Source organism: Streptomyces sp. SID3343 (genome assembly GCF_009865215.1).
Taxonomy (GTDB): Bacteria; Actinomycetota; Actinomycetes; order Streptomycetales; family Streptomycetaceae; genus Embleya.
In genome coordinates this window covers 1-22,512 of record NZ_WWJX01000910.1, presented here as the reverse complement: position 1 = coordinate 22,512, position 22,512 = coordinate 1, and the positions used below count along the sequence as shown (strand labels likewise).

Below are 22,512 nucleotides of genomic sequence, written 5' to 3'. Positions count from 1 at the left end.
TCGGGCAGGTGAGCACCGGGGCAGCACGCCGGCGGCGACGGGTCACTCGACGGGTTCGCTGACCCGTCCGCCGCCCGCGGTCAACACTCCGGGGATCTCCGACAGCCGCGACACCAGTTCGGTGGGCTCGTCCGGACCCTCCACGAGCAACACCACCGAGGTCACCCGAGCCGGCTCGGGCTCCACCTGTTCCTCCACGGGCTCCTGGTCGCGGTTGTGCACCGACACGTCGACCACGGTGAAGCCCGCGCCCGTGCACCCGACCAGGATCGCCGACAACACGCCCCGCCCGGGCAGATAGGTCAGTCTCAGTTCGACCGTGCGATCCCGGGGGCCACCGAGCCTGCGGATGATCGGCGGATAGCCGTAGACGACCACGAAGTGCAACACCGTGACGCCGATCGCCAGGTAGGGCAGGCCCGCACCGCAGGCCATGCCGATCGCGCAGGTCAACCACACGACGGCGGCGGTGGTCAGACCGCGCACGGTGTCGCGGCGGACGAAGATCAGACCGCCGCCGATGAAGCCGATCCCGGACACCACCTGCGCCGCGATCCTGGACGGGTCCCAGCCCACGTGGCCGGCCGGCAGCACGTCGGCGAACCCGTACTTGGAGACCTCCATGAACAAGGTGGTCCCGACGCCGACGAGCGCGTGGGTGCGCAGCCCCGCGCTCTTTTGGCGCAGTTCACGCTCGACACCGATGACGCTGGAGAGAACGAAGGAGAGCAACAACTCGGAGAACTGGGTCCACCCCTGGCTCTGCGGTATCCCGTTGGCCCAAGCCGCGATGTTCTCGCCCGAACTCACCTGCCCACCTCCTCTGCCCGGGACATCGTCCCGGGCATTGCCTGATCATTTCCCGGTCACCGCACGCTACGACCCCATATGGCGTAATGGGTTACGGGGGCGAGTCGGGAATCGGGCGATCAAGCCGAGGAGGGGGCACGGATCAGGCTGCCGACCTCGCGGTGATCCTCTTCCGGGCGACGGGCTTGCGCGGTCCCGACGTCCTGGTGACCGACTTTCGGACCGGCGACTTCCGGACGAGCGACTTCTTGCCGGCGGCTTTCTTCGGCGGTGCCTTGCGCGATACCGCCTTTCGGGGGACGGACCGCTTCGCCGCGGCCTTTTCGGCCGTGGTCCGGGTGGCCGCAGGACGCTTCGCGGGCCCCGTTTTCCGGGTGGCGATCCGGCGCGGTGCGGGGGTCCCGGCCCGGCCGGCCGGGGCCGAGGCGGTCGCCGCGGTGAGGTCGTCGACCACCTCGGTCGAGCCGTTGCGCTGGATGTACCGAAGAGCGGTCAAGGCCGCGCGCTTGGTTTCGTACGGAGGCGACTTGACGATGGTCGAGCCGTTGGCGGCTTCCAGGACGAAGCCGTACTTGCCGGAGCGTCCCTTGGTGACAATGAATTTCGCCGGCACTGCGGTCTCCTTCGGTGAGAAGTGATTTCTCTTCCAAAGAAGCACGGTTCGCACCATTTGTCACATATAAGTGATATTTCGGGGTGAATCGACCCTTGCTGCCGAAAACGGACTGTGACCTCGGCTGCATCCGGGTGTAGACCCCGTGTTCTCTTCGGTTCGGGCCGGCAGGATCGCGCCCATGACAACCCCCTCCTCCCCCAAGCGCGACCCGCGTGACCTGCCGAACATCGACGATCTGGTGGTCGGCGTCCTCGGCGGTACCGGTGAGCAGGGCCGCGGCCTCGCGTTCCGGCTGGCCGTCGCCGGCCAGAAAGTGATCATCGGCTCGCGAAACGCCGACCGTGCCGCCTCCGCCGCGGCCGAGCTCGGCGCCGGTGTGCGCGGCGCCGACAACGCCACGTGCGCCCGCGAGAGCGACATCGTGATCGTCGCCGTTCCGTGGGAGGGCCACCGCGATCTGCTGGTAGCCCTCAAGAGTGAACTTGCGGGCAAGATCGTCGTCGACTGCGTCAACCCGATGGGCTTCGACAAGCAGGGCGCGTTCGTGCTCGACGTCGAAGAGGGCAGCGCTGCGCAGCAGGCCGCCGCCGTGCTCGGCGACTCGTTCGTGACGGCCGCGTTCCACCACGTGTCGGCCGTGTTGCTGCTCGACCCCAACGTGGAGTCGCTCGACACCGACATCATGGTGCTCGGCGACAAGCGCGACGCCACCGACGCGGTGCAGGCGCTCGCGGCACGGATCCCCGGCATGCGCGGGGTGTACGCCGGTCGGCTGCGCAACGCGCGTCAGGTCGAGGGGCTCACCGCCAACCTGATCTCGATCAACCGCCGCTACAAGGCACACGCCGGGCTGCGCGTCACCGACGTGTGAGCCGGTGGTTCCGAAGCGGCCCGCGCCGAAACGGCGTGAGGCCCCGCACCTGGAGTGCGGGGCCTCACGCCGTTTCGCCGTTTTCGGGTACTGCCCAGGGGGTCAGCCCGCGAGCGACGCGGCCCAGTTGTTGAGGGGGCGCGCGACGAGGCCGCCGAGGTCGTTGTCGACCGCGTCCTGCAGGCCGGCCAGCACGTGGGTGACCATGCCGGCGGTCGCGGGGTCGGTCAGCACGTGCTGGACGTCGGCCTCGACGCCGAGGCGCGTGTGCACCTCGGGAACCGAGATCTCCGGGCCGGACACCACGTAGTTGCTGAGGTCGCGCAGCAGGGACTTGAGCTGGATCAGCGCGCGGATGCCGCCCTGGGCGCCCGGGGAGGCCGAGATCGCGACGACGTTCTTGCCGGCGAGTACACCCTGGGCGTAGGGGCGCGAGGCCCAGTCGAGGGCGTTCTTGAGGACGCCCGGAAGGCTGCGGTTGTACTCCGGGGTGGCGATGATCAGGCCGTCGGCCTGCGCGATCGCGTCCCGCAGGCGCATCACCGACGCCGGCGGGTTGGCCTCGAGGTCCTGGTTGAAGTGCGGGAGCTCGTCCAGGCCCTTGTACACCTCGATCTGCATGCCCTCGGGGGCGAAGGGCTGGAAGGCGTGCAGCAGGGCCGTGTTGAACGACTCGGCGCGCAGCGATCCGGAGATGGCGAGGATGCGGGTCATGGGGGCCTCCGTGAAGCTGGTGACTGTTGTTGAACGTTTAACAATCTAGCGCAATCTTGTTGTTGCTTCAACTTCACTCGATGCCGCCGCATTCCCGGAGGGTCGGGCGCGCCGAGCGGGCCGGGCTGTCCGGGGGGCCGAGCGTCCGGGCTGTCCCGAGTGGTCGCGGGCGGTATCGGCCGGTCGGTCGGCGGAGGCGACAATGAATGCGCGACCCGCCCGGGCATCGCACCAGTCCTCGCCCGTTTCCCTTGTCTGGAGCCCCCGTCATGCCCCGCATCGCCGTGCTCGCCGTGATCGTGTGCGTCCTGGCGCTCGCCGCCGCCGTGATCGCCTTCGTCGGCGGAAGCTGGCTCGGTGTGCCCTTCGTCCTGCTGGCCGCGCTGGACGGGAACATCGCGTTCTACTACGTCCGTCGGCACCGGATGCGTCGGACCCGCGAGCTCGGCGCCCAGGTCTGACCGGGGGTTTCGCGCTTCTCGAACGCACGTTCGGGTCAAGCTTCGGGTCCTCGGTTGTCCACAGGCGGGCACCGATCGTCCCGCGGTGTCGGTGCGAAGAGTTAGCGTTCTGGATGTGAAGCGATCCCCCCAGAGCGGCAAGACGGCAGGCATGGCAGGACAGGACCGCGAGAAGGCGTTGGAGAACGCCCTCGCCCAGATTGAACGACAGTTCGGCAAGGGATCGGTGATGCGTCTCGGCGACGAGGCGCGCGCACCGATCGAAGTCATCCCCACGGGCTCGATCGCCCTCGACGTGGCGCTGGGCATCGGCGGCCTCCCGCGCGGCCGCGTGGTCGAGGTCTACGGCCCGGAAGGCTCCGGCAAGACGAGCCTGGCGCTGCACGCGATCGCGAGTGTGCAAAAGGCCGGCGGCATCGCGGCCATCGTCGACGCCGAGCACGCGCTCGACCCCGAATACGCGAAGAAGCTCGGCGTCGACACCGACGCCCTGCTGCTCTCGCAGCCGGACACCGGCGAGCAGGCGCTGGAGATCGTCGACATGCTGACCCGCTCCGGCGCGGTCGACATCATCGTGATCGACTCGGTGGCGGCCCTGGTGCCGCGCGCCGAGATCGAGGGCGAGATGGGCGACTCGCACGTGGGTCTGCAGGCTCGACTGATGAGCCAGGCGCTGCGCAAGATCACCGGTGCGCTCAGCCAGACGAACACCACCGCGCTGTTCATCAACCAGCTGCGCGAGAAGATCGGCGTCATGTTCGGCTCGCCCGAGACGACGACCGGTGGCCGGGCGCTCAAGTTCTACGCGTCGGTTCGGCTGGACATCCGGCGGATCGAGACGCTCAAGGACGGCACCGACGCGGTCGGCAACCGCACCCGCGTCAAGGTCGTCAAGAACAAGCTCGCGTCGCCCTTCAAGCAGGCCGAGTTCGACATCTTGTACGGGCACGGCATCAGCCGTGAGGGCGGCCTGATCGACATGGGCGTCGAGCAGGGCTTCGTGCGCAAGTCGGGTGCCTGGTACACCTACGAGGGCGACCAGCTCGGCCAGGGCAAGGAGAACGCGCGCAAGTTCCTCCTGGACAACCCCGATCTCTCCGACGAGATCGAGAAGAAGATCAAGGAGAAGCTGGGCGTGGGCCCGAGGGTCGACGTCCCGGTGGAAGCGGAACCCGAGGAAGGCTGAGCCTGTGGGTCGTCCTGCCGACGGGTGGTCGAACACGTGGGGAGACGGATCCGAGGCCGGATCCGTCTCCGCGCCGGTCGACGCCGCGCAACTGCGCGCCGCGCTCGACGCCGTGTTGTCGAGGGAGGCGCCGTCCGGGAGGAAGGCGGCCCGACCCGGCTCGGTCGCCCGTGCCTCGGGGGCAGACGACCGGGATGTCGCAACGGACTCGGAAGCCGACGACCGGGAAGAATCCGGCGAGCGATGGGGCCGAGGCGCCGGTCGCGGACGCCCCAAACGGGAGAAGCAGGGCCGGAGCGGGGCTCGGGGCCGGACCCGCCGACACTCGTCGGACGCCGACGTTCCCGACGCCGCCGACGATGACGGCAACTCGACCGACGACGTGACACCCGGCGGCGAGCCGCCGGCCGATCCCGAGGCCCTGGCCCGGGCGATCTGTCTTCGGCTGCTGACGGGGCGAGCGCGCACCCGGGCCCAGCTGGCCGACGCGCTGCGTCGCCGCGAGGTGCCCGACGACGTCGCGGAACACGTGTTGGGCCGGTTCACCGACGTCGGCCTGATCGACGACACCGCCTTCGCCGGCGCGTGGGTGAACACGCGGCACACGGGCAAAGGGTTGGCCCGCCGCGCGCTCGCGCGCGAACTGCGCCAACGCGGGGTCGACGCCGTGGTGGTCGACGAGGCGGTCGCCCAACTGGATCCCGAACAGGAACTGGAGACGGCCCGGGCCCTGGTGGCTCGCAAACTGCCGGGCACACGCGGCCTGGACCGCGACAAACGCATTCGCAGGTTGGCGGGCATGCTCGCGCGCAAGGGATACGGCGAGGGTCTGGCCGTGCGGGTCGTCCGCGACGCGCTCGACCGCGAGGCCGACGCCGAGGCACAGGAGCAGGCACACGACGACGCCACGGCATGGCGCGCGTGGGACGGACCGGTCTGACCCCGGGCCCACGCCCTGCGCCCGACCCTGCCCCGACGCCCTCCCCGACACCGACCGACACCCGCTCGGCAGCCACCCGGCCCCCGCCCGAACCGACGGTGACCTAGCCTGGGAACCGTCGCATGGGCCGTCCGGGTGGCCACAAGCACATCCAGGCCCATCGGTGCACCGGAGTCACGCGACAGCCGTTCGCTCGTCCCAGCCGTCTGTTTGAAGGGCCATCCGCCTTGGCGATCAGTGTGTTCGACATGTTCTCGATCGGGATCGGCCCGTCGAGCTCCCACACGGTGGGCCCCATGCGAGCCGCGCGGATGTTCGCGCGACGACTCAAACACGAGGGCCTGCTCGATCGGGTCGCGTCCGTCCGGGTCGAGCTGTACGGCTCCCTGGGCGCGACGGGACACGGACACGGCACGCCGCGCGCGGTGTTGCTGGGCCTGGAGGGTTACTCACCGCGCACCGTCGACCCGAACGAGGTCGACCCGGAACTGGCCCGCATCCGCGAATCCGGCACGCTGCGGGTGCTCGGGGTGCAGGACATCGCCTTCGACCTCGACCGTGACCTGGTGCTGCATCGACGCAAGTCGTTGCCCTATCACGCCAACGGGATGACGGCCTGGGCGATGGACGCCGACGGCGCCGACCTCCTGTCGAAGACCTACTACTCCGTCGGTGGCGGGTTCGTGGTGGACGAGGACGCGGTGGGCGCCGATCGGGTCAAGCCCGACGACACCGTGCTTCGCCACCCCTTCCGTACCGGTGACGAGCTCCTGCGGCTGACCCGCGAGACCGGCCTGTCGGTGTCCGCGCTGATGCTCGCCAACGAGACGGCGTGGCGCACCGAGGAGCAGGTGCGCGCCGAGTTGTTGGAGATCTGGCAGGTGATGCGCGACTGCGTCACCCGAGGTCTGGCCACCGAGGGGATCCTGCCCGGCGGCCTCAAGGTCCGGCGGCGGGCCTCACGCACCGCCCGCACGCTGCGCGCGGAGGGGGAGCGACCCAATCACGCGATGGAGTGGGTCACCCTGTGGGCGATGGCGGTCAACGAGGAGAACGCCGCGGGCGGTCGGGTGGTGACCGCGCCGACCAACGGGGCGGCCGGCATCATTCCCGCCGTGTTGCACCACTACGTGGCGACCGTGCCCGGTGCGGACGACGACGGCATCGTGCGATTCCTGCTGGCGGCCGGCGCGATCGGGATGCTGTTCAAGGAGAACGCGTCGATCTCCGGAGCCGAGGTCGGTTGCCAAGGTGAGGTCGGCTCCGCGTGTGCGATGGCCGCCGGCGGCCTGGCCGAGGTCTTGGGCGGCACGCCGGAGCAGGTGGAGAACGCCGCGGAGATCGGCATGGAACACAACCTGGGCCTGACCTGTGACCCGGTCGGCGGCCTCGTGCAGATCCCGTGCATCGAACGCAACGGCATGGCCGGCGTCAAGGCCGTCACCGCCGCTCGGATGGCCCTGCGCGGCGACGGGCGCCACCACGTCTCGCTCGACAAGGTCATCAAGACCATGAAGGAGACCGGCGCGGACATGAAGGTCAAGTACAAGGAGACCTCCCGCGGCGGCCTCGCCGTCAACATCATCGAATGCTGACGTCGGGCCCCGACCCACGACTTCGGCGCCGACAACGCGCCGTACAGCCCGGAGACGCGCCTGAGGTGTGCTCCCGAGAACGAAGGGTAGGCATGCGCCCGTGAACGACGAGAGCGGTCCCCTCCTGGTGCAGGTGTCGCAGGTCGGAGCCGGTCACACCTTGGTGACCGTGCACGGCGAGATCGACATGGACAGTGGTCCGATTCTGGACGACGCGTTGAGTCGGCAGGTGTCGGCGGGGATGACCCGGCTGCTGCTGGACTTGTCCTCGGTCGGCTTCATCGACTCGTTCGGACTGCGCATCCTGGTGCGCGCCGAGCGCCGGGCCCGCGAAGCCGGCGGGGCGCTGCAACTGATCGCGCCCACGCGAGCGGTCGCCCGGGTGCTTCGATTGACCGGGTTCACGCTGATGGTGGCGGTGCACGAAACCGTTCAGGAAGCGCTCGACGCCGAGGACGCTCCCGCCACCCGGGAATAGCTCGCCCCAAGACTGTGCACGTGTGGCCGTCCCGTGGAGCGCGAGCTCGACGGGACGGCCGCCGCATGTCGGCGGTGAGCCGGGCGCGGGGCGGAGTGAGGCAGCCCCGGCCCCGGCTCACGCCAGGTGGCGCTTGAGGAAGTCGGCCATCGTCGAGCGATACTCGCGCGCCTGGGGAAGCAGTGCGGTGAACTCGCCCGCGCCGTGGACGAGCCCGTCCCAACGCTTGGACTCGACCGTGACGCCCGCGGCCTCCAGCTTCTTCGCGTACGCCTCGCCCTCGTCCCGCAGCGGGTCGAACTCGCACGTCATCACGAGCGTGGTCGGCAGTCCCGCGAAGTCCTCGGTGAACAGCGGCGAGGCGAGCGGGTCCCGCTTCTCGCTGCGCGGGCTGGTCAGGTACAGCTGGACGGCGTGCTCGATCCCGGCCCGAGTGAGGAGGTAGCCCTCGCCGTTCTCCTCCATCGACGGCTGGGACAGGGTCAGGTCGAGCGCGGGTATGTCGAGCACCTGGCACACCGGGGTCGGCTGCCGGCGGTCCCGCAGCATGACCGAGCACGCCGCGGCGAGGTTGCCGCCCGCGCTGGATCCGCCGATGGCGACCTTGTCGGCGTTGACGCCCAACTGGAACGCGCGCTCCTGGACCCAGAGCCAGGCGGCGTACGCGTCCTCCAGGGGCCACGGGAACTTGAACTCGGGCGCGAGCCGATACTCGACCGATACGACGACCGCGCCGCTCTCGGCGGCGACATTCGCGCAGTGACTGTCGAAGTGGGCCACCGAGCCGAGCCACCAGGCGCCACCGTGCAGGTACACGTAGCCTGGACGACCACCCTTCGGAGCGGGGCCGGCCGGCGTGTACACGCGGGCGGTGATCTTGCCGGGCTCGGGTTCCTTGACCGTGATCGTGACGTCTCGCGTCGTCACGTCTTCCGGTGCGGGCTCGGCGAACGCCAGGATGGTGCTTTCCAAACCCTTGTTCGACGCGGCACGCCGCTCCGCCAAGGACAGGTCGGCCGGAAGGGGCGGCGCGGCTGCGACAGCGTCGAGGATCGGCTGGATCTGCGGTGCGACGGGCATGCGACTCCTCCGTACGGGATTACGAATCAGCACACTAGAACTTCGAGCCCGGAGTTGACAGAGCGTCAGAAGGCGGAGACGTGACATAGGCCACGTCGAAACCACGCGAAGGGCGTCAACCGTGTCAGTTGTCCCCTGCGTGCATTAACCGGAATCGAACGAGGAGTACGCGTTGACCGTCATCGACGAGCCCCGGATACCGGGACCGGGCGCCACCGCCCCGGGTCCACCGGCCAAGGACCGGGATCGGCCGTTGCCCCTGTCCCTCGTGCGGCGCGGGGTCGGGGCGCTGTGGCTGCCGCTCGCCGTGTACGCGGTCACGGCCGTTCTCCAGTTGATCATCCTGTCCTGGATGATCCCGGCGGGTGGCCCCAGCGTGCGCGAGCGCCTGCTGACGTGGGACGCGCACTGGTACGTCGACGTCGCCGGGCACGGCTATCCGGACGGCTTCACGTACACCCCCGAGGGGGACCTCACCGGCAATACGCTCGCGTTCTTCCCGCTGTATCCGGGGCTGATCCGGGTCGTGCACTACCTGACCGGGACCAGCTACTCGTCGTCGGGCATCATCGCGGGGCACCTGGCGACCGCCGCCGCGCTGTGCGTGCTCTACGTGTTCGTCACCCGGCTGTACGACAAGCGCGTGGCGCTCGCGATGACCGTTTTGGTGGGCGGCGCGCAGCCGATGGGCGTCGTGTTCTCGATGGCCTACAGCGAGACGCTCTTCCTCGCGCTCGCGGTGGGCACCCTGTTGGCCGCGCACCGCAAGGCGTGGGTGGCCGCCGGCGTCCTGGCGTGCCTGACCAGCCTGACCCGACCCGCCGGCATCGCGGTGATCGCGGCGCTGGGGGTGGCCGCGCTGATGGAGATGTGGAAACACCGCCGGGTGATGCTCGAACCGATCGTGGCGTGTGTGATCGCGTGCCTGGGCACCCCGCTGTACCTCCTGTGGGTGGGGGAGCGGGTCGGCGAGACGGATGCGTGGTTCACCATCCAGGACGCCGGGTGGGGCACCAAGTGGGACAACGGCGATGCGATCTGGCACTTCCTCACCGACACCCTGCGCAACGGGGACCAGTGGGTGGCGGTCAGTACGGCCGTGCTGATCATCGCGGCCGTGATCGGCTCGATCGTCGCGCTCAATCGGCACATCTGGCCGCCGTTGGCGGTGTACGGGCTGTCGATCCTGGTGATGACGCTGTGCCAGAGCAACTACTACCACTCGAAGATGCGGCTGATGCTCCCCACGCTGCTGTTCTTCATTCCGCTCGCGGTCGTGCTCGGGCGGTCCAAGACGCGCACCGCGGGCCTGGTGCTCGGCGGGATGTGCCTGTTCGGCATGTGGTACGGCGCGTACATGCTCACCACGTGGCACTACGGGATCTGACCCGGCGGGTCGGGCTCACTTGGCGCCCCTGGCTCGATCGATCGTCTCCTCCAGGACGTCCAACCGCTCCGGCGGCAGATGTGCGGCGACATAGCCGTCGGGGCGGATCAGCAGGAGCGTGTGGGCGACCGCGCCCGGGTATTCCGAGGTGACCACGAGTTCGGCCGGAGCGGCCAGCTTGTCCAGGCGGGCGCGCAGGCGGGGCATCAGGCCCGCCTCGCGCCACCGGTCACCGTGCCACACCTGTATGCCGGGGGCGATCAGCAGCAGGACCAGGCCGCGGTCCAGGCACTCGGTCAGCCAGCCCTCCGCGCCGTCGGCGCGCACGACGGGGACGTCCTCGATCCACTCGCCGACCCCGGGGCCCGGGGTCAACAGCGGCGAGCCCGTGTAGTCGGGACGCGAGCCGGCCGCCGCCGGACCGCGCGGATCCAGACGGCGCAGGGTGGTGCCCTTGCCGCGGGCGCCCATCAGGGTCAGCCGGCGACCCACCTTTTGCGCGGGGCTCGCCGGGGCGAGGAAATGCAGCGCCTCCTCGCCGAGCGCGAGTCGGCGCCTGGCGGCGCCGCGGCGCTCGCCGTGATACGTCTCCAACAGCCGTATCGGGGCGTACCCGCGCAGTGTGAAGGCGAGTTTCCAGGCCAGGTTGCGGACGTCCTGCAGACCGAGTTCGACCGCGTCGGCGGCGGACGGGTGAACCAGGTGCGCGGCGTCTCCGGCGAGCAGGACGCGCCCGACCCGAAAGCGCCGGGCGAGCCGCTGGTGAACCTCGTACTCACCGCTCCACAGCAGGTCGTGGGCGGGTCCCTCGCTCGACGCGGATCCCGACGACAGCGAGTCCAGCGAGCGCAGCACGGTGCGCACCCGCGCGGCCACCCGCTTGGGGTCGGCGAGGTCGCCGGTCACCTGGATCACCCGGGTCGCCTCGGCGGCCTTCGCGATGCCGTGCACCATCGGGAGTTGCCAGGTCAGTCGCCACACGTCGTCCGGAAGCGGCTGGGCCAGCACGGTGCCGCCCCGGTGGAAGGGCGGGTCGACGAACAGCCACGGGGTGGCCGGACCGCTCTCGTCGGGCGACTCGGGCTCGTCGGCGAGCGAGGGGTCGGGCGGCACCAGCGAGGTCGCGCCGATCCGGCGCGGCAGGTGTACCTTCACGTCCGCGCACAGCAGCCGGTCCACCCGCGGGCGGCCCGGGAAGCGCACATCAAGGGCGCGGCGCACCCCGGACCGGGCCCCGTCGCACGCGACGAGCCACGGGGCGCGCCACTTGACCGGCCCGCCCGGCCCGCGCGCGAGCAGTGTGACCGAGGTCTCGTCCTGTTGGACACCCTCGATCCGGTGTCGCCACGCGGTGGTCACCAACGGGCTCGCGTGTACCGCGTCCAACAGCGCGCGCTCCAGCCGCTGCTGGGAGAGCCCGTAGCGCACGGGCGTCTCGGGTTCGGCGACCGTCTGTGGCACGTCGCGGTCGCGGCGGCGTATCCGCTGCACGCTCCACGGCTCGGCGGCGCCGTCGAGCCGGGTGCCGGTCAGGTCGTAGACGAAGGCCAACATGGCCGCGTCCAGGCCGCACGCGCGCGAGCCCGCGCGCGGCGTGCCGTTGCCCGAGTCCACCAGGACCGAGCGCACCCCACGCCCGGCCAGGGCCAGCGCCGCGGCCAGTCCGGCGGGCCCGGCGCCCGCGATGATCACCGAGTCCGCGCGCGGAGCGTTGCCCGCCATCGTGACCCCCCAAGTTGCAAGACTTGTCGTACTCGTTGCCCATCATCCGGCACCGAGGGGACTCGACGACAAAGCGACGCCCCGCGGGTGGTGGTCACCGCGGGGCGTCGGCCGATGGTGGTGCTGTGCTGACGAGGCGTCAGGCGCTCGGTCCCACCGCCGCGGGCAGGGTGGCGGTACTACGGCCGTATCCGCCGCCCATGTCGGCCTGCGCGGGCGCGGCCGGCGGCTTGCCCTTGCGGGACGTGCGCAGGCGACGCTCCAGCCAGGTCGCGAACGCCGACAGGATCATGCACATCGAGATGTAGATGGCACCGATGATCAGGGTGACCGGGATGAACGGCATGTTGTAGTCCTGGTAGCCGCCGATCAGCTTGGCCGCCGCGAGCAACTCCGGGTAGGTGATCAGGAAGCCGAGCGAGGTGTCCTTGAGGGTCACCACGACCTGGCTGATGATCGTCGGCAGCATGGTCCGGATGCCCTGTGGCACCAGGATCATCGTCATCACCTGGGTCTTGCGCATACCCAGGGCGTACGCGGCCTCGCTCTGGCCCTTGGGCACGGCCAGGATGCCGGCGCGGATGTTCTCCGCCTGCACCGTGCCGTTGTAGACGGTCAGACCCACGACCAGCGGCCACAGCGGGTCCCACTTCCACCAGCCCATGCTGCCGGGGATCAGGTAGAGCATGAAGATCAGGACGAGCAGCGGCATCGCGCGAAAGAACGTCACGAACGCGGTGGCGGCCCAACGCACCGGCGCGTGATCGGAGAGCCGACCGGCGGCGAGCAGGGCGCCGAGCAGGATGGACAGCACCGCCGCGTAGGCGAACGCCTTCAGGGTGGCCTTGAGGCCGTCGAGGATGAACTGCTGGACCCCGGAGTACTGGAACGGGTCCCACTTCGCCGACTCGAACTGACCGGTCTCGTTGAAACGCACGATCACGAAGATCACGAACCCGGCCAGGGCCAGGGTGCCGACGATCCCGACGATCAGGTTGCGCATGCGCGCCTTGGGACCGGGAACGTCGAACAGGACGCTCGCTTCGCGGCTCATCGGACCACCGCCAGCTTCTTTTCGAGGGCGGCCAGTGCCGCGCTCATCGACAACGTGATGACGAGGTAGCCGATGGCGATCCAGGTCAGCACCCACAGCGACTTGTAGCCGTTCTCGACCATCTGCGCGCTCGTGCCCATGAGTTCGGTGACGTTGAACGCGCTCGCGATCGCCGAGTTGCGGACCATGGCGATCAACAGACTGCCGATCGGCGGGACCGCGGCGCGGCCGGCCTGCGGCAGCACGATCTGGCCGAGGGTCTGGGTGAAGGACATACCCAGGCTGCGAGCGGCCTCGGCCTGGCCGATCGGCACGGTGTTGATACCCGAGCGGATCGCCTCGCAGATGAAGGCGGCGGTGTACGTGCTGAGTGCGATGATCGCGAACTCGAAGTACGACAGGTTGAACCGCAGCTTCGGGAAACCGAGGGCGACGAAGAAGAAGATCAGCGTCAGCGGGGTGTTGCGGAAAATCATGACGTAGGCGGTGCCGAACCAGCGCAGTGGGGGCACCGGCGAGACGCGACACGCGGCTATCAACGTGCCGAGCAGAAGCGACACGATTCCACAGACGAGCGTCAGCTTCAGCGTGCCGACGAATCCGTCCTGCAAGAGATCCCAGTTGTCCTGGACAACTTCGAACATCGTGATCGAGTCCTCCTCTCCGTGATCGTGGGTTCAGGGGCAGGGGTGGTGAAGCCGGCCCGTACCCCCGGACGTGCGGTGCGACGGGGACGGGAGGCCGAGCACCGACCGGCCCGGGGCGCTCCCGGGCCGGTCGATCTCGTGCGTCAGTAGCGGACGAGCGCCGGGACAGCCGGGGCGGCGCTGCCGGACAGGCCCAGCGTCGCGTCGTACGCCTTCTTCCAGTCGCCGTTCTTCTCGTGCGCGTCCAGTGCGTCGCTCACCGCGCCGCGAAAGACCGCGTCGTCCTTGTTCAGGCCCACGCCGTAGTTCTCGGTGGTGAACGGCTCGCCGGCGATCTTGAGCGCGGCCGGGTCCTTGGCCGCGTAGCCCTTGAGGATCGCGTCGTCGGTGGAGACCGCGTCGACCTGGTTGGACAGCAGCGCCTCGACGCACAGCGAGTACGTGTCGAAGACGCGCGTGGTGGTGTCGGGGAAGTTGGTCTGGAGGTTCTGCAGCGGGGTCGAACCCTTCGCGGAACAGACCGTCTTGCCCTTGATGGTGTCCTTGCCGGTGATCGCGCTCTCGTTCTTGCGCACGAGCAGCGACTGGCCGGCGATGTAGTACGGACCCGCGAAGGAGACCTGCTCCTTGCGCTTGTCGGTGATGCTGTAGGTGCCGACGTAGTAGTCGATGTCGCCGTTGACGAGCGCGTTTTCACGGTTGGTCGACGCGATCGCCTTGAACTCGATCTTGTCGGGGCCGAAGCCCAGTTCCGCGGCGATCATCTTGGCTATCTCGATGTCGAAGCCGGAGTACTTGCCGGTGGCCGGATCCTTCGACCCGAGGAAGGGCTGATCCTCCTTCGCGCCGACGACGAGCTTGCCGCGCTTGGTCGCGTTCTCGAACGTCTTCGAGCCGGCCAGCGCGACGCCCTGCTTGGGGGTGTACGTGGGCAGTTCGGGCTTGGCGGCACCGGTCCCGCCCGGGGCGCCCGGAGCGCCGCCGGTGGTGCCGCCCGGGTTCTTCGCCTCCGGCGAACCGTCCTTGCCGCACGCGGTGCCGAACAGGGCGAGCACGGTGATACCGGCGGCGGCGACAGTCTTGCGCATCTTCATGATCAACGTCCTTGGAGATGAGGGAGCGTGGCTGACGACAAATCGACTGCGGTCCGAACAAAGGGCGTTCCGACCAAGGGCGTTGCGAGACCGAGCGGTGAAATCGCTCAGTGGTGCAGGATCTTGGACAGGAAGTCCCTGGCCCGGTCGCTGCGCGGGTTGCTGAAGAACTCCTCGGGAGTGTTCTCCTCGACGATGCGGCCGTCGGCCATGAAGATCACGCGGTTCGCGGCGGAGCGCGCGAAGCCCATCTCGTGCGTCACCACGACCATCGTCATGCCCTCGCGGGCAAGGTCGCGCATGACCTCGAGAACCTCGTTGATCATCTCCGGGTCCAGCGCCGAGGTCGGCTCGTCGAAGAGCATCACCTTGGGCTCCATGGCCAGCGCGCGGGCGATGGCCACTCGCTGTTGCTGACCGCCGGAGAGCTGGGCGGGGTACTTGTCCGCCTGACTGCCCACGCCGACCCGGTCGAGCAGCTCCTGCGCGCGCCGGTTGACGACGTCCGCCTTCTCGCGACGGACCTTGAGCGGGCCCAGGGTCACGTTCTGCAGCACCGTCTTGTGCGCGAACAGGTTGAACGACTGGAAGACCATGCCCACGTCCGAGCGCAGCCGGGCCAGTTCGCGGCCCTCCTGCGGCAACTGCTTGCCGTCGATGGTGATGGTTCCCGCGTCGATCGCCTCCAGGCGGTTGATCGTGCGGCACAGCGTCGACTTGCCCGATCCGGACGGACCGATCACGACGACGACCTCACCCTGGTGGATGGTCAGGTCGATGTCCTGCAGTACGTGCAACGCACCGAAGTGCTTGTTGACACTCGTCAGCACGACGAGAGGCTCACCCTGCGGCGCGTTTGCGGTGCTGTCGCTCTTCGCGAACACCGGCGGCTTCGGTGTGGTCTCAGAGGCATCCGTCGTCACGATGGCGGGCTCCGTCCAGAGTCGTCCCGTATCTTCTTGCACGACCGGGTGGCAGGTGGGTTCGAGGTCTCCCGGCGGTGCCGGGTGGTGCGTGACACTAATTCAGGCAGCACCCCCCAGGGCATCGAACTTGAGGTTGTCCTGAGGTTAAGAGTCGGTAACGGACCGTCAGATGTGAGGAACCACGTGCGCCTCCTGCTCGTCGAGGATGATCTGCGCGTCGCCGCGCCACTGCGCGCCGTGCTGGGCCGGCACGGGTTCACCGTGCGGCATGCCACCACGGGGGAGGAGGCGCTCGCCGCCATCGACGACCTGCCCGACGTCGTGCTGTTGGACCTGTCGCTGCCCGACCACGACGGCTTCGAGGTGTGCAGCCGCATCCGGCGTCTGTGCGACGTACCGGTCATCATGGTCACCGCCCGAGCCGACATCAGGTCGCGCATACACGGGCTCAACCTGGGCGCCGACGACTACGTCACCAAGCCCTACGACATCGGCGAACTCCTGGCCCGAATACACGCCGTGGGCCGGCGCACCCGCAGCGACGGCCCCGCCCCCGAGTCGACCGCATCGGCCAAGGGACCCGACGGCATCGTGCTCGACCCCGCCACCAGACGAGTCACCGTCGGCGGCACCGACGTCGTGCTCACCCGCAAGGAGTTCGACCTGCTCGCGCTCCTCGCGCAGCGTCCGGGCGTGGTCTTTCGGCGCGAACAGATCATCAGCGAGGTGTGGCACACCAGCTGGGCCGGCAACAACCGCACGCTCGAGGTGCACGTCGCGTCGCTGCGTTCCAAGCTCGGCAACCCCGCGATCGTCGAGACGGTGCGCGGCGTCGGCTACCGTGTCGTTCCCGAAGCCTGATCCCACCGGCCTCCTGACGGATCGTCACCAGCTCCTGTGCGTACCCGCCTGCTCGCGTTGCTCCTGACCCTGATGACCGCGGTGCTCATCGCACTGGGCATCCCGTTGGCGATCTCGCGCGCGTCCGCCCACCAGCAGGGCGTGATCCGCGACCGGGTCGACGACATCACCCGCTTCGTGTCCGACACGCAACTCACCGTGGTCTCCGACACCGTGCGCGCCCAGGACGACTCCGGGCTGACCCCGGGACCGGACCCGGCCGACTTGGACATGCTGAGCTCGGAACTCTCCCGCTACGAGGACGTGTACGGCATCCGCGTCGGCGCCTTCGACCGGCTCGGCCAGCCGATCGCCGTCTCGCACATCGGATTTCGGGTCGACCCCCGTTCGGCGGCCTTCACGGCCGCGCTCGCCGGGCGGCGCAGCGACGACCCCGGGCAGGTGTGGCCGTGGCAGCGCGGGCGGCTCGTCGTCGCCGCGCCGGTGATCCACCGCGGCGACGTGGTCGCGGTCGTGGTCACCGACTCGCCCACCGGGCGGATGCGTTCGCGCGTCCAACAGGACTGGTTGATCCTGGCGGCCGGCGAGGTGGTCGCGGTGCTCGCCGCGTTGCTGCTCGCGAACCGGCTCACGGGATGGGTGCTGCGCCCGGTTCGCGTGCTCGACTCGGTGACCCACGAGATAGCCACCGGACGGCTCGGCGCGCGAGTGGCCGGCGCCCAGGGGCCGCCCGAACTGCGGCGACTGGCCGGGTCGTTCAACGAGATGGCCGACCACGTCGAGACCGTCGTCGAGCAGCAGCGCGCGTTCGCCGCGGACGCCTCGCACCAACTGCGCAACCCGCTGTCCGCGCTGTTGTTGCGGATCGAGGAACTGGGTCTTTCGTTGCCGCCGGGGCACGGCGACACGCTCGACGGCGTGCGCGACGAGGGACGTCGGCTCACCCATGTGCTGGACGAACTCCTGGAGTTGGCGTTGGCCGAGAACGCGCGCCCGTCCGCGCGCGCGGTCGACGTCGCGGCTCTCGTCCACGAACGCATCGACGCGTGGCAGGCGTTGGCCCGCTCGCGCGACCAGTGCTTCGAGCAGGAGGGCCCGTCGGCGCTGACCGGCAACGTCGACCCGGTCACGCTCGGCAGCGCGCTCGACGCGATCCTGGACAACGCCCTGAAGTTCGCGCCGCTCGGCAGCACGGTCACGGTCGGCTGCTCGGCGCTCGGCGACCGGATCGAGATCCGGGTCAGCGACCGCGGCCCGGGCCTGACCTTCGAGGAGATGCGCCGGGTGGGCGACCGGTTCTGGCGCAGCCCGCGGCACCAGAACGTGGACGGCTCCGGCCTGGGCCTGTCGATCGCGCGCACGCTGCTCGAAGCCGGCGACGGCGCCGTGGACTTCACCGCGCGCGAGGGCGGCGGCCTGACGGTCGTCCTGACCGTGCCACGCGCCGACTGAGGCGCTCGCGAACGCGCCGGCCTACTCGCTCACCCGACACTGCGGCGCGCGCGGCTGAGGCAGCCCGAGCGGACGCAGCCGGGTGTCGTACGCGCGTTGCCAGTCGCCGTTGGCGATGTGTCGCTCCAGGGCGCCACAGACGGCCTGCGCGAGGGCGACGTCACCCTTGCTCAGGCCCACGCCGTACGGCTCGTCGGAGAACGGCCGTCCCAGGATCCGCAGCTTCCCCGGGTGTTGCGCCACGAATCCGGACAGGATCGCGTCGTCGGTGCTGACCCCGCGCACTTTTCCGGCCAGGAGTTCGTCGACGCACTCGGAATACTTGCCACGCTCCTCGACGTGCATGTTCGGGAACTCGGCCCGGATCCGGGACGCCGACGTCGACTCGCGCACGACACACACCGCGCTGCCCGCGAGGTCCTCGGGACCGTCCACGCCGGCCTCGTCCCGGCGCACGAGCAGGTCCTGCCCGGCGATGAAGTACGGGCCCGCGAACGAGACCTTCTGCGAGCGTGCCTCGTTGATCGTGTAGCTCGCGACCACCAGGTCGACCTGACCGCTGGTGATCCGATACTCGCGGTTCTGGGTCTCCACGTCCATGAACGTGACGCGGTCCTTGAACCCGAGGTCCTCCGCGATCATCCGGGCCACGTCGTCGTCGAAGCCCTGATACGCCTGGTCGTCGGTGCGCACGCTCCAGCCGGGCTGGTCCGGCTTGACGCCGATGATCACCCGGCCGCGGGCCTCCATGGCCCGATACGTCGGCGAGTTCTTGCGCAGGCTCGCCTGCGGGTCGGGCGCCGCGTGGGTGCCGCCCTCGGCCCGGTTGTTCTCCACGGCCAGCCACGACGCGCCAGCGGCGACCAGGACGAACGCCAGTGTGGCGGGCAGCGCGACCCGGGTCCGCCGCCACCAGCGGCCCTTGCCGGTGCCCGGCGCCTTGCTCGGGGCGTCCTCGCCGGGCGGCTCACCCGCGAAGGTCGCCTCGGCCGCCTCGTCACGCTCGCGCCGCGGCAACGGATCGCCGCCCCACGTGACCGGTACCGAGTCCTGCACGACGCCGGCGAGCAGCGCGTCGGTCTCCTTGGCGTCGAGCCGCCGGATCGGGTCCTTGCGCAGCAACCCCATGATGACCGGCTCCAGCGGGCCCGCGTGGCGCGGCGGCGCGGGCGGCGCGTTGACCACCGCGTCGACGACCTCCACGGGGGAGGCCCGACGAAACGGCGCGACGCCCTCGACCATCTCGTACAAGGTCGCGCCGAGCGACCACAGGTCGGAGGCCGGGTCGAGCGCGTCCGACTGCTCGGCGGTCGGGCATTCGCCCGACGTGTCGTCGGTGAGCACGCTCGGCCGAGCGCGGGCGAACTGTTCGGCGCGTTCGGGCGCGAGGTAGCCGGGGGTCCCGAGCAACTCGCCGAACTGGGTGACCTGCGGCGCGTCGACGAACGTCGCGATCCCGAAGTCGGTGAGCACGACTCGACCGTCGGTGCCGAGCAGCACGTTGGCGGGCTTGACGTCACGGTGCAGCACGCCCTTGGCGTGCGCGGCACGCAGCGCGCGCAGCACGTCCAGGCCGATGCGCGCCGCCTCGGCGTGGTCGAGCCGACCCTCCGCGCGGATCACGTCGGCCAGCGAGCGCGAAATCACCAATTCCATGACGATCCAGGGCAGACCGTCCTCTTCGAAGACGTCGTGAACCGTCACCACGTTCTCGTGGCGAATGCGCGCCGCGGCGCTCGCCTCGCGCTTGCTGCGCTCCAGCCAGGAGCGTTGCGAACTCGCGTCCAGGGACGTCGGCAGCAGCAGCTCCTTGACCGCGACTTCGCGACCCAGGGCGGTGTCGACGGCCAGCCACACCTCGCCCATGCCGCCTCGGCCGAGGCTGCGGCTCAAGCGGTAGCGATTGTTCAGTATTCGGCCGATCTCCCCCTCGGACACCGCGGTCGCACCCTCCTCCCGAGCAAGCGGGCCTCCCGGACCATGTGTGCGGCCTTCCCCCCGGTCGGCTCACAGAGTCGTTTCGGGGGCCGCGTCACGTCCCGGCCTGATGCGCAGAGCGTAGATGTCGGTCCCGAACACGATGACACGAACCCAGCATGTGCCATCGGGGCCGCTTCGCGCGACGCTCTGTGCATCACGATCTGCGCGATCACGGTTTGACCGATCTGTACCACCGGCGAGCCCCCGCGTGCAGAGGCAACGGATCGGTGAAGATCGCCGTCCTGGGGTCGACCAACTGGGCGGCGTGCACCTCGCGCCCGATCGCCTCGCGGTTTTCCATCACCGTTTCGGTCACCCGCCGGACCAGCTCGTCGTCTCGCGAAGCCGTCGTGACCAACAGATTGGGCACCGCGATGGTCGGCGTCTCGGCTCCCCCGGGATACGCGTCGGCCGGCACCACGGCCTCGCGGTACACCGGCCCGTACTCGTCGCGCATGGCGCCCGCGAGGTAGCCGAGCTTGACCAGCCGCACCGGCCACCCCGCGGCGAGCTCGGCCACCGCGCCCGTGGGCAGCCCACCGGACCAGAAGAAGGCGTCCACGGACCCGTCGCGCAGGCGGTCGGTCGCCTCCCCGACCCCGATCCGGATCGGCACGATGTCGCGCTCGAGGTCCATGCCCACCTCGCGCAGCAACCGCCGCGTGATCAGCTCGACGCCGGACCCCGGCGAGCCCACCACCACGCGTCGCCCCCGCAGATCGGCGATCTGGGTCACCGGGGACCGGCTCGGCACGACCAACTGGATGTAGTCGTCGTACAGCCGTGCCACCGCCCGCAACCGGTCGCGATCGCGAGCCGGGACGTCGGCCACCGCGTCGGCGGTCGCGATCCCGAACGTGGCCGTACCGTCCGTGACCCGCCGCAGGTTTTCCACCGAGCCCCCGCTGGGGTCCACCGTCACCCGCACCTTCAGGTCGGCCGACAGCCTCGGCCGCAGCAACTCGCCGTAGCGGTGGTACACCCCCGTCGGCACCCCCGTGGCCAGCGACACCGGCCCGCCAGGCGTCGGCTCGTCCTCGCGCGTGAGCACCGCGTACGTCACGACCAGGCACAGTGCCACGAGCGCCACGAGAGCGGCGCGCACGATACGGGGCCGTTGCGCGAAAGCGTCGCGTACGGAAACGGGGACGAACGACAGGGAGGGCACGGCGGCGATATTGCCATGGAGGAGGCCCACGCACAGCGGGAAGCAAACCCCGTACCCTGTCGCTTGATATGAGTGCGCGAAGCTACGAGGTCCGCACCTACGGGTGCCAGATGAACGTCCACGACTCCGAGCGGCTGTCCGGTCTCCTGGAGGACGCGGGCTATGTCCGCGCATCCGCGGGCGAGACGGCCGACGTCGTCGTCTTCAACACGTGCGCCGTGCGGGAGAACGCGGACAACAAGCTCTACGGCAACCTGGGCCACCTGGCGCCCGCGAAGGCCGAACGCCCCGGGATGCAGATCGCCGTCGGCGGCTGCCTCGCGCAAAAGGACCGCGACACCATCGTGCGCAAGGCGCCGTGGGTCGACGTGGTCTTCGGCACCCACAACGTGGGCTCGTTGCCGGTGCTGCTGGAGCGGGCCAGGATCGAGCAGGAGGCCCAGGTCGAGATCCTGGAGTCGCTCGACGTCTTCCCCTCGACGTTGCCCACCCGCCGCGAGTCGGCGTACGCCGCGTGGGTCGCGATCTCGGTGGGCTGCAACAACACGTGCACCTTCTGCATCGTGCCCGCGCTGCGCGGCAAGGAGAAGGACCGTCGCCCCGGCGACGTGCTCGCCGAGATCGAGACACTGGTCGGCGAAGGTGTGATCGAGGTCACCCTGCTCGGTCAGAACGTCAACGCGTACGGCTCCGACATGGGCGACCGCGAGGCGTTCTCGAAGCTGCTGCGCTCGTGCGGACGCATCGAGGGTCTGGAGCGCGTGCGCTTCACGTCGCCGCACCCGCGCGACTTCACCGACGACGTGATCGCCGCGATGGCGCAGACGCCCAACGTCATGCACCAGCTGCACATGCCGTTGCAGTCCGGCTCCGACGCGATGCTGCGCGCGATGCGCCGCTCGTACCGCCAGGACAAGTACCTCGGGATCATCGAGCGGGTGCGGGCCGCGATGCCCGACGCGGCGATCTCCACCGACATCATCGTGGGCTTCCCCGGCGAGACCGACGAGGACTTCGAGCAGACCCTGCACGTCGTGCGCGAGGCCCGCTTCGCGGCCGCGTTCACGTTCCAGTACTCCAAGCGCCCCGGCACCCCGGCCGCCACGATGGACGGCCAGGTGCCCAAGGAGGTCGTGACCGAGCGCTATCAGCGGCTGCTCAAGCTTCAGGAGGAGATCTCCTGGAGCGAGAACCGCAAGCAGGTCGGTCGCACGCTGGAGGTCCTGGTCGCCGAGGGCGAGGGCCGCAAGGACCACGACACCGCGCGACTGTCGGGGCGCGCCCCCGACAACCGGCTCGTGCACTTCGAGCGCCCCGCCGAGGGCGTGCGGCCCGGCGACATGGTCTCCGTCGAGATCACCTACGCCGCACCGCACCACCTGCTCGCCGAAAAGCCGACCCTTGCGATCCGGCGGACCGTCGCGGGCGACGCGTGGGAGCGGCGCAACGCCGCCCCCGCCGCGGCGCCCC

Annotated in this window: 21 protein-coding genes; 10 read left to right on the top strand and 11 right to left on the bottom strand. The window is 69.9% G+C overall.

All coding sequences use genetic code 11. The features are described 5' to 3' along the window. Positions 1-42: 42 nt before the first annotated feature. Together GT354_RS28145 and GT354_RS28140 are read right to left on the bottom strand one after the other, a co-directional pair. Positions 43-810 (bottom strand): MgtC/SapB family protein, encoded by a 768-nt coding sequence (locus tag GT354_RS28145; protein ID WP_346012207.1) that lies wholly within the window; start codon positions 808-810, stop codon positions 43-45. Positions 811-952: 142 nt separating this feature from the next. Then, positions 953-1,423 (bottom strand): DUF1508 domain-containing protein, encoded by a 471-nt coding sequence (locus tag GT354_RS28140; RefSeq protein WP_161359178.1) that lies wholly within the window; start codon positions 1,421-1,423, stop codon positions 953-955. Positions 1,424-1,604: 181 nt separating this feature from the next. Between GT354_RS28140 and npdG the strand changes: the two genes are divergently transcribed. Then, a complete protein-coding gene (gene npdG / locus GT354_RS28135; protein WP_161359177.1) occupies positions 1,605-2,297 on the top strand; it encodes an NADPH-dependent F420 reductase in 693 nt (230 codons plus the stop codon). Positions 2,298-2,399: 102 nt separating this feature from the next. On the opposite strand, the gene GT354_RS28130 is transcribed toward npdG, so the two are convergent. After that, entirely contained in the window at positions 2,400-3,011 is a 612-nt protein-coding gene (locus GT354_RS28130; RefSeq protein ID WP_161359176.1) for an NADPH-dependent FMN reductase, read from the bottom strand. A gap of 269 nt (positions 3,012-3,280) precedes the next feature. On the opposite strand from GT354_RS28130, the gene GT354_RS28125 reads away from it, so the two are divergent. From GT354_RS28125 to GT354_RS28105, 5 genes are all read left to right on the top strand, one after another. Then, positions 3,281-3,472 carry a hypothetical protein gene (locus GT354_RS28125; RefSeq protein WP_161359175.1) on the top strand — a complete coding sequence of 64 codons (192 nt, stop codon included), beginning with the start codon at positions 3,281-3,283 and terminating at the stop codon, positions 3,470-3,472. A 151-nt stretch (positions 3,473-3,623) separates the two neighbouring features. Continuing rightward, complete coding sequence (gene recA / locus GT354_RS28120; protein ID WP_161359187.1) at positions 3,624-4,658, top strand: recombinase RecA; 1,035 nt, start codon at positions 3,624-3,626, stop codon at positions 4,656-4,658. 4 nt (positions 4,659-4,662) lie between these two features. After that, positions 4,663-5,598 carry a recombination regulator RecX gene (gene recX / locus GT354_RS28115; RefSeq protein ID WP_346012206.1) on the top strand — a complete coding sequence of 312 codons (936 nt, stop codon included), beginning with the start codon at positions 4,663-4,665 and terminating at the stop codon, positions 5,596-5,598. A gap of 227 nt (positions 5,599-5,825) precedes the next feature. Further along, a complete protein-coding gene (locus GT354_RS28110; RefSeq protein ID WP_161359174.1) occupies positions 5,826-7,193 on the top strand; it encodes an L-serine ammonia-lyase in 1,368 nt (455 codons plus the stop codon). Positions 7,194-7,293: 100 nt separating this feature from the next. Further along, positions 7,294-7,671, top strand: a complete 378-nt coding sequence (locus GT354_RS28105) for an STAS domain-containing protein (RefSeq protein ID WP_161359173.1) — start codon at positions 7,294-7,296, stop codon at positions 7,669-7,671. Positions 7,672-7,788: 117 nt separating this feature from the next. On the opposite strand, the gene GT354_RS28100 is transcribed toward GT354_RS28105, so the two are convergent. Further along, on the bottom strand, positions 7,789-8,751 hold the full coding sequence (locus GT354_RS28100) for an alpha/beta hydrolase (protein ID WP_161359172.1): 963 nt from the start codon (positions 8,749-8,751) through the stop codon (positions 7,789-7,791). Positions 8,752-8,923: 172 nt separating this feature from the next. Between GT354_RS28100 and GT354_RS28095 the strand changes: the two genes are divergently transcribed. Further along, positions 8,924-10,138, top strand: coding sequence for a hypothetical protein (locus GT354_RS28095; RefSeq protein ID WP_161359171.1), 1,215 nt, complete (start codon positions 8,924-8,926; stop codon positions 10,136-10,138). A gap of 15 nt (positions 10,139-10,153) precedes the next feature. Here GT354_RS28095 and GT354_RS28090 read toward each other — a convergent pair whose 3' ends face one another. The 5 genes from GT354_RS28090 to GT354_RS28070 all read right to left on the bottom strand — a co-directional run bounded on the left by GT354_RS28090 (position 10,154) and on the right by GT354_RS28070 (position 15,539). Continuing rightward, on the bottom strand, positions 10,154-11,860 hold the full coding sequence (locus tag GT354_RS28090; protein ID WP_161359170.1) for an FAD-dependent monooxygenase: 1,707 nt from the start codon (positions 11,858-11,860) through the stop codon (positions 10,154-10,156). A 139-nt stretch (positions 11,861-11,999) separates the two neighbouring features. Continuing rightward, the gene (locus GT354_RS28085; protein ID WP_161359169.1) at positions 12,000-12,914 is read right to left on the bottom strand and encodes an amino acid ABC transporter permease; all 915 of its coding nucleotides are present in this window, start codon (positions 12,912-12,914) and stop codon (positions 12,000-12,002) included. After that, entirely contained in the window at positions 12,911-13,558 is a 648-nt protein-coding gene (locus GT354_RS28080; RefSeq protein ID WP_161359168.1) for an amino acid ABC transporter permease, read from the bottom strand. Before GT354_RS28080 ends, GT354_RS28085 begins: the two co-directional genes overlap by 4 nt. A 146-nt stretch (positions 13,559-13,704) precedes the next feature. Next, positions 13,705-14,655, bottom strand: a complete 951-nt coding sequence (locus GT354_RS28075; RefSeq protein ID WP_161359167.1) for a glutamate ABC transporter substrate-binding protein — start codon at positions 14,653-14,655, stop codon at positions 13,705-13,707. 107 nt (positions 14,656-14,762) lie between these two features. Then, a complete protein-coding gene (locus GT354_RS28070) occupies positions 14,763-15,539 on the bottom strand; it encodes an amino acid ABC transporter ATP-binding protein (RefSeq protein ID WP_161359185.1) in 777 nt (258 codons plus the stop codon). Positions 15,540-15,764: 225 nt separating this feature from the next. Between GT354_RS28070 and GT354_RS28065 the strand changes: the two genes are divergently transcribed. Next, positions 15,765-16,442, top strand: coding sequence for a response regulator transcription factor (locus GT354_RS28065; RefSeq protein WP_161359166.1), 678 nt, complete (start codon positions 15,765-15,767; stop codon positions 16,440-16,442). A gap of 36 nt (positions 16,443-16,478) precedes the next feature. Beyond that, the gene (locus GT354_RS28060) at positions 16,479-17,894 is read left to right on the top strand and encodes a HAMP domain-containing sensor histidine kinase (RefSeq protein WP_161359165.1); all 1,416 of its coding nucleotides are present in this window, start codon (positions 16,479-16,481) and stop codon (positions 17,892-17,894) included. A gap of 21 nt (positions 17,895-17,915) precedes the next feature. Here the strand turns inward: GT354_RS28060 and GT354_RS28055 are convergent, their stop codons facing one another. Then, on the bottom strand, positions 17,916-19,832 hold the full coding sequence (locus GT354_RS28055; RefSeq protein WP_161359164.1) for a bifunctional serine/threonine-protein kinase/glutamate ABC transporter substrate-binding protein: 1,917 nt from the start codon (positions 19,830-19,832) through the stop codon (positions 17,916-17,918). Between the two features lie 211 nt (positions 19,833-20,043). Beyond that, entirely contained in the window at positions 20,044-21,072 is a 1,029-nt protein-coding gene (locus tag GT354_RS28050) for a TAXI family TRAP transporter solute-binding subunit (RefSeq protein WP_346012205.1), read from the bottom strand. Positions 21,073-21,110: 38 nt separating this feature from the next. Between GT354_RS28050 and miaB the strand changes: the two genes are divergently transcribed. Then, on the top strand, positions 21,111-22,512 hold a 1,402-nt coding region (gene miaB / locus GT354_RS28045), incomplete at its 3' end, for a tRNA (N6-isopentenyl adenosine(37)-C2)-methylthiotransferase MiaB (RefSeq protein ID WP_161359163.1).

Excerpts from the sequence above, each read along its gene's own strand:
- GT354_RS28100 (WP_161359172.1), bottom strand. The coding sequence starts at position 8,751 with ATGCCCGTCGCACCGCAGATCCAGCCGATCCTCGACGCTGTCGCAGCC.
- recA (WP_161359187.1), top strand. The coding sequence starts at position 3,624 with ATGGCAGGACAGGACCGCGAGAAGGCGTTGGAGAACGCCCTCGCCCAG.
- GT354_RS28075 (WP_161359167.1), bottom strand. The coding sequence starts at position 14,655 with ATGAAGATGCGCAAGACTGTCGCCGCCGCCGGTATCACCGTGCTCGCC.
- GT354_RS28080 (WP_161359168.1), bottom strand. The coding sequence starts at position 13,558 with ATGTTCGAAGTTGTCCAGGACAACTGGGATCTCTTGCAGGACGGATTC.
- GT354_RS28085 (WP_161359169.1), bottom strand. The coding sequence starts at position 12,914 with ATGAGCCGCGAAGCGAGCGTCCTGTTCGACGTTCCCGGTCCCAAGGCG.
- npdG (WP_161359177.1), top strand. The coding sequence starts at position 1,605 with ATGACAACCCCCTCCTCCCCCAAGCGCGACCCGCGTGACCTGCCGAAC.
- GT354_RS28090 (WP_161359170.1), bottom strand. The coding sequence starts at position 11,860 with ATGGCGGGCAACGCTCCGCGCGCGGACTCGGTGATCATCGCGGGCGCC.
- GT354_RS28125 (WP_161359175.1), top strand. The coding sequence starts at position 3,281 with ATGCCCCGCATCGCCGTGCTCGCCGTGATCGTGTGCGTCCTGGCGCTC.
- GT354_RS28130 (WP_161359176.1), bottom strand. The coding sequence starts at position 3,011 with ATGACCCGCATCCTCGCCATCTCCGGATCGCTGCGCGCCGAGTCGTTC.